We start from the raw sequence: 13,798 nt of genomic DNA, 5'->3' as shown, positions 1-13,798 counted from the left end.
TCAGCGGCCGAGCAGTTGCTGCACCACCGAGAGCTGGCTGGTGTCCTTGACGATCAGCACCACGCTCAGTCCCACCAGCAGCAGGAAGCCCGACTGCATGAAGGCCATCTGCAGCCGATCGGGCAGGGGCTTGCCGCGCAGGCCCTCCAGCAGCAGCAGGGCGAACTGACCGCCATCGAGCAGGGGCAGGGGCAGGGCGTTGAGCACCGCCAGGTTGATCGAAATCAGCGCGGCGAACACAAACAGGCTGCCGCCGCCCTGGCGGGCCAGGCTGGCGCCCATCTCGACGATCTTCACCGGGCCCGACACCTGCGGAGCGGTTTCACCGAAGTGGGTGACTAGAGCCACGAAGCCATCGACCGTGCGGCGGATCAGCTGCACGAAGACGCGGTTGGTCTGGCCGATCAGCTCCAGCGGACCCTTGGCGGGGCGGAACACCTCGCTGCCGTTGGGCTGGAGCTGGGCGCCGATGCGGCCGATGCCATCGCGATCGCTGGGGGTGAGCCGCAGGCTGACGGTTTCACCGGCGCGCACCGCTTCGATCTGCAGGGTGCGCTCGGGGGCCCCCTGGATGTCGGCCACCAGATCGACCACGGCCTTGGAGCCACCACCCACGGCCACACCGCCCAGGCTGAGGATGCGATCTCCGGCCATCAGACCCGAGGCGGCCGCGGGCTGGCCCGGCTGCACCGCCGCCACCAGCACACCAGGGGTGGCACTGAAGCCGGCGGGTACGCCCACCATCACCCCCTGGCCGAAGAGCACGACCCAGGCCAGCAGCAGGTTGGCGATCACGCCGGCGGCGATCACCAAGGCCCGCTGGGGCAGGGGGCGGTTGCGCAGCAGGTCGGGATCATCGCTGGGGATCTCGCTGTCGTCCTCGTCGTCGGGGAAGGCGACGTAGCCGCCCAGAGGGATGGCCCGCAGGGCGAACTGCACGCCGCGGCGCTGCCGCTGCAGCAGGGCCGGACCGAAGCCGATCGAGAAGCCGCTGACGCGGATGCCCTGCCAGGTGGCGGCAAAGAAATGGCCGGCTTCATGCACCACGATCAGGCCCGCCAGAATCGCCAGTGCTGTGAGAACGCCCATTCAGGCTGTGTTGCGCAAGACAGCCATTCTGGGGGTTTCAGACCTGGGGCGTTCCCTTCAGGCTTCCGGCAGCAGGCGATCGCAGCCCATGTAGGGCACCAGGGCCGGGGGCAGGCGCACGCTGCCATCGGCGTGCTGGCCTGTTTCCAGCAGGGCGGCCATGGTGCGCCCCACCGCCAGGCCACTGCCGTTGAGGGTGTGCAGCAGGCGGGTTTTCTTGCCGTCCTTGAAGCGGATCGAGGCGCGCCGGGCCTGGAACTCAGAGCAGGTGCTGCAGCTGGAGATCTCGCGGTACGCCCCGGCGCCAGGCAGCCACACCTCCAGATCAAAGGTGCGGGCGGCGGAGAAGCCGAGGTCACCGGTGCAGAGATCCAGCACCCGGTAGGGCAGGTCGAGGGCCTGCAGCACCGCTTCGGCGTCGGCGGTGAGCTGGGCGTGGGCTGCTTCGGACTCCTCCGGATGGCAGAACCAGTACAACTCGACTTTGTTGAACTGGTGCAGGCGGATCAGGCCGCGGGTGTCGCGGCCGTAGGAGCCGGCCTCGCGGCGGAAGCAGGGGGTGTAGGCGGCGTACTTGAGCGGCAGTTGCTCGGCCGCAAGAATCTCGTCGCGGTGGAACGAGGTGATCGGCACCTCCGCGGTGGGGGTGAGCCAGAGGTCGTCGTCGGCGCAGCGAAAGCTCTCCTCGGCGAATTTGGGCAGCTGGCCGGAGGCGGTGAGGCTGGCGCTGTTCACCAGGATCGGCGGCAGCACCTCGCGGTAGCCACGGCTGGCGTGCTGATCGAGCATGAAGCTGATCAGGGCCCGCTCCAGGCGGGCACCCGCTCCGAGCAGGGTGACGAAGCGGCTCTGGGCGATGCGCACCGAGCGCTCGCTGTCGATCAGGCCGAGGCGTTCGGCGATCTGCCAGTGCTCTTCGAGGGGGGCTTCGCCTGCCAGAGGTTGGCGCGGTGTGCCCCAGCGGCGCCGCTCCACGTTCTGCGCTTCGCCGGCCCCATCGGGGCAGTGGGGCGAGGGCAGGTTGGGGAAGGCCAGCAGCTGATCGCGCAGGCGGGCCTCGAGGGCTTTCTCCTCCTCCTCCAGCACTGCCACCTGCTGCTTGACGGTGTTGCCCCGATCGCGCAGGGCCTGCACCTCGGGGCTGTGGGGCGCTGCGCCGCCACGGATCAGCTCGCCCACCTGGCGGCCGATGCGGTTGCCCTCGGCCTGCAGATCACTGCGTTGCTGCTCAAGATCACGCTCCTGGCGGGCGATCAGCTGCAGGGCCGTGAGATCGAGCGTCATGCCCCGACGCCCGAGCTGCTCGACGATCAGCTCGGGGTTGTCGCGCAGCAGGCGCTGATCCAGCACGGCAACAGAAGCAAAGGCAGGTGAAGCCTACGGGCCGGTGCTGGAGTAGGCCGCCTGGGAGGGCCTCAGAGCACCTGCACCACTTCGTTGACCTCGGGGATCGCCTCACGCAGCTTACGCTCGATGCCCATCTTCAGGGTCATGGTGCTGCTGGGGCAGCTGCCGCAGGCGCCCTGCAGGCGCACCTTCACGGTGGGGCCATCGATCTCGACGATCTCGACGTTGCCGCCATCGGCCATCAGATAAGGACGGAGCTCATCGAGCACGCGCTCCACATTCTCGACGGTGAGGGCGCGGGGATCGTTGACGGCGGCTTCGGCACTGGCGGTGGTGCTGGTGTCCGGGCTGACGGTGTCGGTGGTCATGGCTCAGCGGCGTTCGGGGTCTGGGCTGAGCTTAGGAACCGGGCTGGAAGGCTGCCTCGTCGCTGGCGAGGTTCCACCGCTCCTTCCCTAGGATTGGCTCTGAAGATTGCCCTTTGAACGGGACCATGACCGACGTTCCCGTTCAGCGGATCCGTAATTTCTGCATCATTGCCCACATCGACCACGGCAAGTCGACCCTGGCGGACCGGCTGCTGCAGGACACCGGAACGGTCGCGGTGCGCGACATGCAGGCCCAGTTCCTCGACAACATGGAGCTGGAGCGGGAGCGGGGGATCACGATCAAGCTCCAGGCCGCGCGGATGGAGTACACCGCGGCCGACGGCGAGACCTACATCCTCAACCTGATCGACACCCCAGGTCATGTGGACTTCTCCTATGAGGTGAGCCGCAGCCTGCAGGCCTGTGAGGGGGCGCTGCTGGTGGTGGATGCCAGCCAGGGGGTGGAGGCGCAGACGCTGGCGAATGTGTATCTGGCTCTGGAGAATGATCTGGAGATCATTCCGGTGCTCAACAAGATCGATCTGCCCGGCGCTGATCCCGAGCGCATCAAGGAGGAGATCGAGGCGATCATCGGGCTCGACACCTCCAAGGCGATCGATTGCTCCGCCAAGACTGGCCTGGGCATCCCCGAAATCCTCGAGGCGATCGTGGAGCGGGTGCCGCCGCCGCCGGATCGGGTGGCCGAGCAGCTGCGCGCCCTGATCTTCGACTCGTACTACGACCCCTACCGGGGCGTGATCGTCTATTTCCGGGTGATCAGCGGCCGGGTGGCGCGCAAAGACAAAGTGCTGCTGATGGCCAGCAAGACCAGCTACGAGCTCGATGAAGTGGGGGTGATGGCGCCGGATCAGCGCCAGGTGGACAGCCTCCATGCCGGTGAGGTGGGCTATTTCTCCGCCTCGATCAAGGCCGTGGCCGATGCGCGGGTGGGCGACACGGTCACGCTGATGGCCGATCCGGTGAGTGAGCCCCTGCCGGGCTACACCGAGGCCAAGCCGATGGTGTTCTGCGGGCTGTTCCCCACCGATGCCGATCAGTATCCCGATCTGCGCGATGCCCTCGACAAGCTCAAGCTCTCCGATGCGGCCCTCAAATACGAGCCGGAAACCAGCAGCGCCATGGGTTTCGGCTTCCGCTGCGGCTTCCTGGGCCTGCTGCACATGGAGATCGTGCAGGAGCGGCTGGAGCGTGAATACGATCTCGATCTGATCGTGACCGCCCCCTCGGTGATCTACCGGGTGAACATGGTCGATGGCAGCACGGAGATGGTGGATAATCCAGCCACGCTGCCGGATCCGCAGAAGCGCGAATCAATCGAAGAGCCCTATGTAAAGCTGGAGATTTATACCCCCAACACCTACAATGGTGCCCTGATGGAGCTGTGCCAGGAGCGGCGCGGGGAGTTCATTGACATGAAGTTCATCACCACCGATCGGGTAACGCTGCACTACGAGATGCCTCTGGCGGAAGTGGTGACGGATTTCTTCGATCAGATGAAGAGCCGCACCAAAGGCTACGCCTCGATGGAGTACAGCCTGATCGGCTACCGCCGCAACGAACTGGTGCGCCTGGATGTGCTGATCAACAGCGAAAAAGCCGATCCGCTCACCACGATCGTGCACCGCGACAAGGCCTACAACGTCGGTAAGGGCCTGGTGGAGAAGCTCAAGGAATTGATCCCCAGGCAGCAGTTCAAGATTCCGATCCAGGCCTCGATCGGCAGCCGCATCATCGCCAGCGAAAGCATCAGCGCTATCCGCAAGGATGTGCTCGCCAAGTGCTACGGCGGTGATATCTCCCGCAAGAAGAAGCTGCTCAAAAAGCAGGCCAAGGGCAAGAAGCGCATGAAGGCCATGGGCAAGGTGGACGTGCCCCAGGAAGCCTTCATGGCCGTGCTCAAGCTGAATCAGTAGGGCTGGCGGTGGCGGGGGGCCGGTCCGAGCTGGGGTTCGGAGCTTCCCATGCTGACCACCCGGCGGGAGCGTTCCCGCTCGATCAGCGCCTGTAGAGCCTCGCGGATCAGCCGGCTGCGCTCCTTGATGCCGCTGAGTTCTCCGGCCTGAGCGAGCAGATCGTCGTCGAGGTTGAGGGTGGTGCGCATGCCCGATTCGGCCCGGGTGTGGGTTGACGGCCACTCTCTCAGGTGCTGGGGGGGTCTGCTGGTTCTGGCTCCAGAGGCTGCATCTGCAACGGTTGTTGAAGCTCGCGGGCCGCTTCCGCTCAAGGGAAGGCCGACCCCTCGCTGGCTGGGAACCCTGGGGGCGTGATTGCAAAGGAGGCCGCCGATGGCGCTGCCACGTGTTCTGCCTGTGCCCAGCCGAGGCGCTGAAGCCGGGTTTCTGCTGCCACTGTCGTTTGGCGTGTCCCTGGTGCTGCTGCTGAGCGCGCTCTCGGTGCAGACGATGGCGCTGCAGGGCAGTCGGCTGGCGGCGGCGGAGCTGGAGCAGCGCCGGCTGGATGATGCTCTGGCTTCGGCGGCGGAGCAGGTGGCTGCAAGGCTCAGTGGCTCCCATGCCTGCCTGTTGCCGCTGGCTTCCGAGCTCTGGGAGTCGGCCGCTGGGGGGTGTGCGCCAGGCCTGAGCGCGGCGCCTGTGCTGAGCGGGCAGGTGGATGCGGCCGCCTGGCGGCTGGTGTCCTGGACGCCTGGGGTGCCGGGCGCGGCCGCCCGCCCGGGTGAACTGCGGCTGGAACTGAGCCAAGGCAAGGTGCAACGGCTGTTTGCCCTTGACGTGGCCGGCGCTGCCCCCTGGCCCCTGCGTGTGGTGGGCCTGCGCGGGATCGGCCGATGACACTGGCGGAAGTGCTGATGTCGACGCTGGTGTTCGCCCTGGCGGCGAATTCCTCGGCGCAGCTGTGGGGATCGGCCCTCAGCTGGAACCAGCGCGCTGAGCAGCGCCAGGAGGCGTTGCACCGCATCGACCTGGAACTGCTGCAGCGGGAGCGGGCTCTGCGGCTGGCGGCCGCCGCCCAGGTGAAGGCGGCAGGGGACGCGGGAGCGGAGGTACCGATGAGCTGCGACGAGGCGCTGGCATGGATGGACGAGCAGTTGGCCATCGCCCGCTCGCCGTTGCCGCAGGAGGTGAGCCTGGCCACGGCTCTTCCCCCGGCCCCTGCCCTGGAGGCGGTTTCGGAGGCCGCCAGCGCAGAAGACCCTCCCGCCCTCTGGTTGACAGCTTCAGGGGAGGGGATCGAGCGCCGGCGGCTGTTCGCCCCGGCGGCCCATGGGCTGTGCCGACCGTGATCCGCTCCCTCGCCAGGCCCCGCGAGTCCTCCCAGGGCTCTTCGCTCACCGAGCTGCTGGTGGGGGTGTCGGTGCTGTTGCTGCTTGCGGGCCTGGCGGTCCAGGTGGGTGCCGAGTCGATGGCCAGACAGCGGCTGGAGGTGGCCACTCGGCGGCTGGTGCTGGGCCTGGAGCGGGGCCGTGCCGCGGCGGAGCGACTGGGCCGGCCCTGTGGCCTGAGCCTGGCGCCCGCCGGATGGCAGGAGCCGTTGAAGGGCTCGCTGGCCGGCTGTGAGCGGGCGGCGCTGCCCTTGGCTGAAGGGGTGGAGAACGGCTCGATCCAGCTGAGCCACAACCTGCCCGACACCCTGCGCTTCAGCAGCAATGGTCTGGTGCTGGATGGCGGCACGGTGGTGCTCAGCAGCGCTGGCACCGAGCTGCGTCGCTGTCTGGTGATGGCCCCGCCGCTGGGGGTGGTGCGCCTCGGCCGCTATGGCGGCGCGCCCGGGGGCCACCCCGACAGCGCCGCCTGCCGCCCTGATCCGACCCTCTGAGCCCGAGCAGGCCACCAACGTGATGAAGACAGCACCGATCCTCAAAGTCCAGACCAGGGGCCGCCTGGCCAGCGCTGGCTTTGGCCTGGTGGAGCTGCTGGTGGCCATGGGTCTGGGCCTGATGGTGTGCGGTGTGGTGGTGCAGGCGCTGCTGGGGGAGGGCCGCTCGGCACAGAACTTCTCTCGGCTGGTGCGGGAGCGTGCCCACCAGCGGCGGGCCCTGGCGCTGATCCGGGCTGATCTGGAGGGGGCCAGCGAGGTGGTGGATGCCGCCACGCCCCTCGCCGTGAGCTGTGGAGTGTCCAGCCGCAAGGTGGTGCTGCAGATCAGGAGGGGTGACGGGCTGATCACCTATTCGGTTGGGGCCGCCCCGAGCGGGATCTGGCGCGGCCAGGTGCTGGCGCGCTGCGGACCTGCCTATGGACTGGAGGGACGCGTCAACCCCGGCACCAACGCCCAGAGCCATGTGGTGCTCGATGGCCTGGCCGCCAAGCCCCCCACCTGGGCCACCTGCGGCGGTTTGAGCGCTGCCAGGGTGTTGAACAGGTCCGAGAGCGCACCGTTCTCCGCCTGCCTGGATCCGGCGACCCAGCTGGTGAGCCTGCGCCTGGTGCAGAGCTTCAGCGCTGGCGGCGGCCCGCTGCAGTGGGTGAGCAGTGAAGGGGTTGCCGGGGCGGGCTGAATGAAGGGGATCTGGCCGCTCAGCTGACGAGGACGACAGCTGCTGGGTCACTGAACTCAAGGGATGCAATCCCCGGCCCGGCCATGACCCCACACTGGCCTGTTGGCGGCACAATGGTTCTCGGTTGGGTGATGGACGGATTGGCTGGAGCATTGATGCGGTTTCTGAGCCGATGAAGCCAGCGTTGGCTTGCCTGTCGTTGTATCGCCGCCTCCGGCCCTACAGCCTGCTGGCCGTACTCGCCGGGTTCGGGTTGCTGATCCTGGCGAATCAGAATCTGCTCGATCTCTCCCGCGCCAGACGTCATCGCCAGGCCACGGATCTGGTGGTTCGGGAGCTGCTGGCCCGTTCCTCCAGTGCCACTCCCACTGAGTTCCACTCCAAACTGGATCAGATCCTCTCCCCAGGCCGATTGTTGTGGCTGGAGCTGGAGCCAGGCCGCCCCTACCGCCAACCTCGCCTGAGCGGCGCGCTGCCGCTACCGGTGCCATTTCCCCAGCTGGTGGCCACCGTCGAGCGCCGCTGTGTCGGTGACGATCATCTGGTGGGGTTCGCGATAGCAGAGCGACGTTATCTCTGCAGCAGCAAGCAGATCAACTTCTCTGGCAGGCCAGCTGTGTTGCGGGTCGTTGAGGACATCAGCAGCGATGTGGAGCGCCGTCGTCTGCTGTTTCTGCTGCTGCTGGCGCATGCTTCTGCGGCCTGCCTTCTCACCACAGGCGCACTCTGGCTGTTGTTTCGGTGGACGCTGCGCCCGCTGACTCGGCTCTGTACCGAACTGGGTCAGATCGACTCCGAGAGCCTCGAGCAGATGCGTCTGTCGATCCAGAACCAGCCGCCGGAGATTGAGATGATCGTGGCCTCCTTCAATGCCTTGCTGGATCGTCTGGCGGCTGCCCGCGGGCGCCAGCAAACTTTTGTGGATGGAGTGGCCCACGAATTGCGCACGCCGATCACCTTGATCAGTGGCTACTCCCAGAGCTTGAAACGCCAATCCGGTGCATGCGCTGCCAATAAAGCAGTGCAGGGCATCACCAGGGAGGCCGAACGGATGGGACGGATGGTCAGTGAGTTGCTGGACATTGCCCGGGAGGAGGCCGGCCGCCTGCGGCTGGGCCGGGATCCCCTCGATCTCGATGATGCCCTGCTCGTGGCTTTCGAAAGGCTTCAGCCTCTGGCCCCCGATCGTCTGCGGCTGCGCTTGCCCCAGGAAGGTTCGCCGCCCTGGGGTCTGGGCGATGGGGAGCGCCTTCAGCAGTGTCTGACCAACCTGGTGGAAAATGCTCTCAAATACACGCCCAAAGGGTCCCCCATTGAGCTCTACAGCTCAGCTGGTGCTACTGAGGTGGTTCTGCATGTGCGCGACAACGGGCCAGGGGTGCCGCTGGCGGAACAGGAGCGTATCTTTGAGCGCTTTGTGCGCGGAACCTCCCAGGCCGACACCAGTGGGAGCGGCATCGGCCTGGCGATGGTGCGCTTGCTGATGCGGCGCATGGGCGGTGATGTGCGGGTGGCCTCCGCTCCAGGCGGCGGTGCTGATTTTCAGCTGGTGCTGGAGCGGGTAGGGCTCAGGTCTTCGATTCCCCCGCTTTGAGGATGAAGCCCACGCCGCGTACGGTCTGGATCAAGGTAGGCAACCCGGGGCGTTCGATCTTCTTACGCAGATAGCGAATGTAGACATCGAGCAGGTTGGCATCGCCCACGAAGTGCTCACCCCAGACGTTGTGCAGCAACGTCTGGCGTTCCTGCACCCTGTTGGGTTCTCTGAGCAGGGCCAGCAGCAGGCCGTACTCCCTCACCGTGAGCTGGATCTCTTCTCCGCCACGGCTTACTTCATGGCTGGCCATGTTCACCTGCAGGTCAGCGAAGCTCAGCACCGTCTCGTCGCCGTTGCTGGATCCACTGCGACGCAGCCGGGCCCGCACCCGCGCCAGCAGCTCCTCGATCGAAAAGGGTTTGGTGAGGTAGTCGTCGGCCCCGGCATCGAGGGCTTCCACCCGCTCGGTCACCGCATCTCGGGCTGTGAGCATCAGCACCGGCGTGGTGATCTCCGTGGCCCTCAAGCGCCGGCACACCTCCACACCGCTGAAATCGGGCAGGGTCCAGTCGAGCAGCACCAGATCCCAGCGGGCTTCGCGCAGGCGGATCAGTGCCTGCTGGCCCGTGCCCACCGCCTCCACCGCATAGCTCTCCACGGCCAGTTCAGCGGCGAGAAACCGGCGCTGCTCGGGGTCGTCGTCAACGATCAGCACCCGCTGCTGGTGGGATATGGAACTTCCTTGGGCCGATTCCAGAATGCCTGAACACAGCACAGCTCTGGGCTTCGATCGCAGCCTGGCCGTCATCCCTCACGCTGGCGATTGAGAGCTTCATCTGCTGGCCAGGGGCCGGCAACAGGCCGGCAGACGACAGGATCACCACTGTTGAGGCCCTGGCCAGGCTCCTCTCCGCTCCGCTGGTGCTCGGCCGCAGAGCATCAGGGGTCAGCCTCCTGCCCCTGCCCCAGACTGGCCCTGCCCCGGACCGTTGCCCGATGACCACCCCGCCGAGCACCGCTCTGCTGCGCCGCTGGCGGCCGCGCGATCTCTCCGGCCGGATGGCCCGCTGGGGCCTGGTGATCGTGCTGATCTACGGGCTGATCGCGCTGCTGACGCCGCTGATGATCCACCTGGGGGTGCTGGCGGATCCCAATGCCGGCCTCGACAATCCCATCTATGCCACCCCGTCGCTGCAGCACTGGTGCGGCACCGACCGGCTCGGTCGCGACGTCTGCGTGCGCACGCTCTCCGGTGCCGCCGTGGCCCTGCAGGTGGTGCTGCTGGCGCTGGTGGTGGCCCTGGTGATCGGTGTGCCCCTGGGGATGCTCAGCGGTTACCTGGGCGGCTGGTTCGACCGGGTGCTGGTGCTGCTGATGGACACGCTCTACACCCTGCCGGTGCTGCTGCTCTCAGTGGTGCTGGCCTTCCTGCTGGGCCGGGGCCTGCCCAATGCGGCCGCCGCCCTGTGCGTGGTCTATATCCCGCAGTATTTCCGTGTGGTGCGCAACCAGACGGCCCAGGTGAAGGCCGAGCTCTACGTGGAGGCCGCCCGCACCCTGGGGGCCGGTCCGGTCTGGATCCTGCGCCGCTATCTGTTCCGCAACGTGATCACCTCGGTGCCGGTGCTGCTCACCCTCAACGCCGCCGATGCGGTGCTGGTGCTGGGCGGTCTGGGGTTTCTGGGCCTCGGCCTGCCGGAAACCATTCCCGAGTGGGGTGGTGATCTCCAGCAGGCCCTCACCGCTCTGCCCACCGGCATCTGGTGGACCGCCCTCTACCCCGGCCTGGCGATGTTCGTGCTGGTGCTCGGTCTCTCGTTCCTCGGCGAGGGCCTGGAGGCCTGGGTGAGCGGGGGGGATGGAGGGCGGGGAACGTGATGCTGACGTGATCGAATCAGGACAGGGCACAGCTCATGGAGCCATTGCCATCGATCGTGATCGTGGCTGTTTTGTTCCCTGCGTTTGAAGTTTGCGTGAGACAGCGAACACCGACTGGACCTTCTGTCCAGGTGGCGGTGTAGGTGCCGCCTGCATCGGTAGTACAGGGGGTTGGATTCTGCACGGGGCCAGTGGTCGGCGCTGTGGGAGCTCCGCCGATGTCAGAGGCGGCAAACGTCGCGCATTCCTTGGCGAGGCCAAGGGCTTCACCGATGGCCGCACCGGCCTGGGCCGCATTGCGGGCCTGCAGATATTGCGGCAGAGCCGCAGCGGAGAGAATGCCGATGACGGCCACCACAATCATCAGCTCCACCAGGGTGAATCCCTTGGTGAGCGGGTTGGAACTGGCCCGGCGTTGCTGGAGTTGACGGAGAACGGCGAGGCTCGTGTGGGTGCGCATGGTGGCAGGTCTCAAGGGGACGCCGATCAGAGTTCCCCACCTCGAGGGGCCTGGGCCATCGGGATGCCACTGATGGCCTGAGCGAATCCAGGCCGTGGGCTTGATGGCCAACTCCGCTCAGGGCCATCGGTTGGGCTGCTGGCGCCTGGCGGGGGAGAAGAGCCGCTTCCTGAAATCGATGGCGGATTGATCAAGACTTTCATGACTCTTACGGCAAGTTATTGGCTACTTCTCAGCTTTTCTTCAGGAAAACCAGTCCTCTGGCAGGGGCTTGTGGCTTGTTGTCTCCCGTTCATGGCCTCCTGGTTGCCCCAGGCTCGTTGTGCCCTGGCGTTGAGGGCGGCCTCAGCTACGTCCAGGTCCCAGGGCAAAGTGCGCTCCAGCGGCGATTGGGCCGGCCTGCGCTCAGCATCGACAGACATGGGCGGCTGCAGCCGAGTAAAACAGCGATGTGTTGGCCACTGTGTTGATGCCCCTCTGGGTCACCCTCGGCCTGCTGGCCGCCTCGGCGCTGCTCTGGTTGCTGGGCACGGCCAACGGCGACGACGTCATCGGCTTGCTGGAGCGTCTGCTCGCCCTCGGTGCCCTGGCGGTGGTTCTGTTTGTGGCGCGGCCGCTGCTGCTGGAGATCGTCGGTGTGGCCGTGGCCCTGTGGCTGCCCAGGGCCCACAGCGGTCAGGCGGCCCCACCACCGCCCGATCACAACGACGTGCTGATCCCGTTCCTCTGATCTGTCCCCAGGCTGCGCAGGATCAACGTCAGTGGCGCAGCTTCAGGGTGCGGGGCAGCTGCTCGCTGATCTCACCATCTGGCGTGAGCGGGGGGTAGGGGCGCCCCTGGCGCCGGCACCACTCCGCCACCTGGGGGTAGGCCCACTCGAACAGCAGATCCTGGCGCGCCCCAGGCGGCAGCCCTTCGCCGGCCTCGGGCACCAGGCCCGCCGCCTGGCGCTGCCGCAGCGCTTCGAACAGCAGCACCGCCGCCGCCACTGACACATTCAGCGACTGCACCATGCCGCCGGTGGGGATGAACAGCGGCTGATCCACCATCGCCGCCGCGGCTTCGCTCAGGCCCCACTTCTCCGCCCCCAGCAGGAAGGCCGTGGGGCCACGGAAGTCGCACTGGCGGTAGTCCACGGCGTTGGTGCCCAGCTGGGTGCCGTAGAGGCGGAAGCCCTGCTGCTTCAGTTGCCCCAGCACCTCCTCCACCCGTTCGTGCGGGCGCAGGGGCACCCACTTCTGGCTGCCCTGGGCGGTGCTGTTGAACGTGCGCGGCCGGCCCTTCAGGCTCACCACATGGGCCTCCAGCACCCCCACCGCATCGCAGCTGCGCAGGATCGCCGAGAGGTTGTGGGGCTTGTCCACCGCCTCCAGCACCACGGTGAGATCGGCCATGCGCCGGTCGAGCACGGCGCGGATCCGCTCGAAGCGGCGGGGCAGCAGGGGCATGGGCACAGCGCAGACTGACTGCGCTCAGTTCAGCACCGGATCCAACCCGGGAATGAAGGCGAGGCTGTCGCCACTGCCGCGCACCGCCACACCACCCTGGAGGCGGCGGAAGGTGCCCTCGTCGCTTTGGGCCCGGCCGCTGCCGTCGTTGGCGCGGATCGCCACCCGCCCATCACGGAAGAAGGCATAGGCGTTGCGGGAGCCATCGGCCCAGGCCAGGTCGTAGAGGGTGCCGCCGTTGCGGGCGCTCACCCGGCTGATGCGGCAGGGGATCTGCTCCTCTTCGCCGCCGGAGGCGCGGAACAGGCACAGGGTGTCGTCGTTGCTGGCGGTCTCAGGCTGGCGCGTTGTGCTGCCGCCAGTGGGCAGCTGCGCCAGGAACTCGCGCACCACCTTCGACGACACCGCGAAGTTCAGCCCCTCGCTGTCGCCGTATTTGAAGGTGGCGATGCCCGCCACACAGTTGCCCGCATCCAGCACCGGGCCGCCGGAATTGCCCGGGTTCACCGCCGCATCGATCTGCAGGATCTGCTCATTGCCGCGCAGGCTGCTCACCACCCCACGGCTGAGGCTGAATTCCAGCCCCTTCGGGGCGCCGATCACGAACACCTCCTGGCCCACCGCCGAGGTCTGATCACGCAGGCGCAGCACCTTGCCGCGCTGGCCCTCCACCGCCAGCAGGGCCAGGTCGCTGGTGGGCGCCTTGCCCGATCCGCGCGCCACCACCCGCGCCCGGTCGCTGCTGCCATCCACCCACTTGAGTCGCATCACCTCGCTGCCGCCCACCACATGGGCATTGGTGGCCAGGTAGGTCATGCCGTCCTGTTGGGCCACCACGAAGGCACTGCCCAGGCTGTTGCCGCTCGACACCACCGCCACGCCCTCCCGGGCCGAGCGGAACACCTCCTCGGCGCTCTGGCGGCCCGTGGCACAGCTGCTGGCTTCAATCCCCGCCGCTGGGGGGGCTTTTGCGGCGGCTGCAGGCCGTGAGGCCGCTGCCGCCCGCGCCGCCGGCACCTCGGCGGTGGCACGCATCAGGCCGCAGCCCGAGAGCGCGAAGGCCAGACCGGCGGCCCCCAACTGCAGCCCCCAGGCGCTGCGGCGGATCCTGCTGTTGCTCTGCATCGTGGTGACTCGTGGGGGCTGGAGAACGCTTGGATTCCGTTCTATGGCCGCTGGCCGTGCGCACCAAGC

At 67.3% G+C, this 13,798-nt stretch carries 16 protein-coding genes; 8 read left to right on the top strand and 8 right to left on the bottom strand.

What is annotated here, in order from left to right:
• The 3 genes from rseP to KQ304_RS06455 form a co-directional block, all read right to left on the bottom strand.
• Entirely contained in the window at nt 1-1,089 is a 1,089-nt protein-coding gene (rseP, locus tag KQ304_RS06465) for an RIP metalloprotease RseP (protein WP_259736293.1), read from the bottom strand.
• Nucleotides 1,090-1,146: 57 nt separating this feature from the next.
• The gene (gene serS / locus KQ304_RS06460) at nt 1,147-2,439 is read right to left on the bottom strand and encodes a serine--tRNA ligase (RefSeq protein ID WP_259736292.1); all 1,293 of its coding nucleotides are present in this window, start codon (nt 2,437-2,439) and stop codon (nt 1,147-1,149) included.
• Nucleotides 2,440-2,504: 65 nt separating this feature from the next.
• Nucleotides 2,505-2,804 carry a NifU family protein gene (locus KQ304_RS06455; RefSeq protein ID WP_259736291.1) on the bottom strand — a complete coding sequence of 100 codons (300 nt, stop codon included), beginning with the start codon at nt 2,802-2,804 and terminating at the stop codon, nt 2,505-2,507.
• Nucleotides 2,805-2,929: 125 nt separating this feature from the next.
• On the opposite strand from KQ304_RS06455, the gene lepA reads away from it, so the two are divergent.
• Nucleotides 2,930-4,738 carry a translation elongation factor 4 gene (gene lepA, locus KQ304_RS06450; RefSeq protein WP_259736290.1) on the top strand — a complete coding sequence of 603 codons (1,809 nt, stop codon included), beginning with the start codon at nt 2,930-2,932 and terminating at the stop codon, nt 4,736-4,738.
• Here the strand turns inward: lepA and KQ304_RS06445 are convergent.
• The gene (locus KQ304_RS06445; protein ID WP_259736289.1) at nt 4,732-4,926 is read right to left on the bottom strand and encodes a type II toxin-antitoxin system VapB family antitoxin; all 195 of its coding nucleotides are present in this window, start codon (nt 4,924-4,926) and stop codon (nt 4,732-4,734) included. The genes lepA and KQ304_RS06445 overlap by 7 nt on opposite strands.
• 184 nt (nt 4,927-5,110) lie before the next feature.
• Here KQ304_RS06445 and KQ304_RS06440 point away from each other — a divergent pair, with 184 nt between their 5' ends.
• The 5 genes from KQ304_RS06440 (at nt 5,111) to KQ304_RS06420 (ending at nt 8,875) form a co-directional block, all read left to right on the top strand.
• Nucleotides 5,111-5,614, top strand: a complete 504-nt coding sequence (locus tag KQ304_RS06440) for a hypothetical protein (RefSeq protein WP_259736288.1) — start codon at nt 5,111-5,113, stop codon at nt 5,612-5,614.
• Entirely contained in the window at nt 5,611-6,066 is a 456-nt protein-coding gene (locus tag KQ304_RS06435) for a hypothetical protein (protein ID WP_259736287.1), read from the top strand. Before KQ304_RS06440 ends, KQ304_RS06435 begins: the two co-directional genes overlap by 4 nt.
• The gene (locus tag KQ304_RS06430; RefSeq protein WP_259736286.1) at nt 6,063-6,599 is read left to right on the top strand and encodes a GspH/FimT family protein; all 537 of its coding nucleotides are present in this window, start codon (nt 6,063-6,065) and stop codon (nt 6,597-6,599) included. Before KQ304_RS06435 ends, KQ304_RS06430 begins: the two co-directional genes overlap by 4 nt.
• The gene (locus KQ304_RS06425; RefSeq protein WP_259736285.1) at nt 6,538-7,281 is read left to right on the top strand and encodes a type II secretion system protein J; all 744 of its coding nucleotides are present in this window, start codon (nt 6,538-6,540) and stop codon (nt 7,279-7,281) included. The genes KQ304_RS06430 and KQ304_RS06425 overlap by 62 nt, the downstream gene beginning before the upstream one ends.
• 172 nt (nt 7,282-7,453) lie before the next feature.
• Nucleotides 7,454-8,875: a sensor histidine kinase KdpD gene (locus KQ304_RS06420; RefSeq protein ID WP_259736284.1), complete on the top strand. Its 1,422-nt coding sequence runs from the start codon at nt 7,454-7,456 to the stop codon at nt 8,873-8,875.
• Here the strand turns inward: KQ304_RS06420 and KQ304_RS06415 are convergent.
• Nucleotides 8,850-9,533 (bottom strand): response regulator transcription factor, encoded by a 684-nt coding sequence (locus KQ304_RS06415; protein ID WP_259736283.1) that lies wholly within the window; start codon nt 9,531-9,533, stop codon nt 8,850-8,852. The genes KQ304_RS06420 and KQ304_RS06415 overlap by 26 nt on opposite strands.
• 344 nt (nt 9,534-9,877) lie before the next feature.
• Here KQ304_RS06415 and KQ304_RS06410 point away from each other — a divergent pair, with 344 nt between their 5' ends.
• Nucleotides 9,878-10,696 (top strand): ABC transporter permease, encoded by an 819-nt coding sequence (locus tag KQ304_RS06410; protein ID WP_399228652.1) that lies wholly within the window; start codon nt 9,878-9,880, stop codon nt 10,694-10,696.
• 16 nt (nt 10,697-10,712) lie between these two features.
• Here the strand turns inward: KQ304_RS06410 and KQ304_RS13680 are convergent, their stop codons facing one another.
• Nucleotides 10,713-11,156 (bottom strand): type II secretion system protein, encoded by a 444-nt coding sequence (locus tag KQ304_RS13680; RefSeq protein WP_311133888.1) that lies wholly within the window; start codon nt 11,154-11,156, stop codon nt 10,713-10,715.
• A 469-nt stretch (nt 11,157-11,625) separates the two neighbouring features.
• Here KQ304_RS13680 and KQ304_RS06400 point away from each other — a divergent pair, with 469 nt between their 5' ends.
• Complete coding sequence (locus tag KQ304_RS06400; protein WP_259736281.1) at nt 11,626-11,886, top strand: hypothetical protein; 261 nt, start codon at nt 11,626-11,628, stop codon at nt 11,884-11,886.
• A 28-nt stretch (nt 11,887-11,914) separates the two neighbouring features.
• On the opposite strand, the gene trmH is transcribed toward KQ304_RS06400, so the two are convergent.
• Nucleotides 11,915-12,604, bottom strand: a complete 690-nt coding sequence (gene trmH / locus KQ304_RS06395) for a tRNA (guanosine(18)-2'-O)-methyltransferase TrmH (RefSeq protein ID WP_259736280.1) — start codon at nt 12,602-12,604, stop codon at nt 11,915-11,917.
• 24 nt (nt 12,605-12,628) lie between these two features.
• Nucleotides 12,629-13,729 (bottom strand): S1C family serine protease, encoded by a 1,101-nt coding sequence (locus KQ304_RS06390; RefSeq protein ID WP_259736279.1) that lies wholly within the window; start codon nt 13,727-13,729, stop codon nt 12,629-12,631.
• Nucleotides 13,730-13,798 lie beyond the last annotated feature (69 nt).

The sequence above is a fragment of the Synechococcus sp. CS-1329 genome, from assembly GCF_025128055.1.
In the GTDB taxonomy this organism is placed as follows: Bacteria; Cyanobacteriota; Cyanobacteriia; order PCC-6307; family Cyanobiaceae; genus Regnicoccus_A.
Note: the sequence above shows the minus strand (reverse complement) of the source record. Positions and strands in the feature narration are given on the sequence as shown.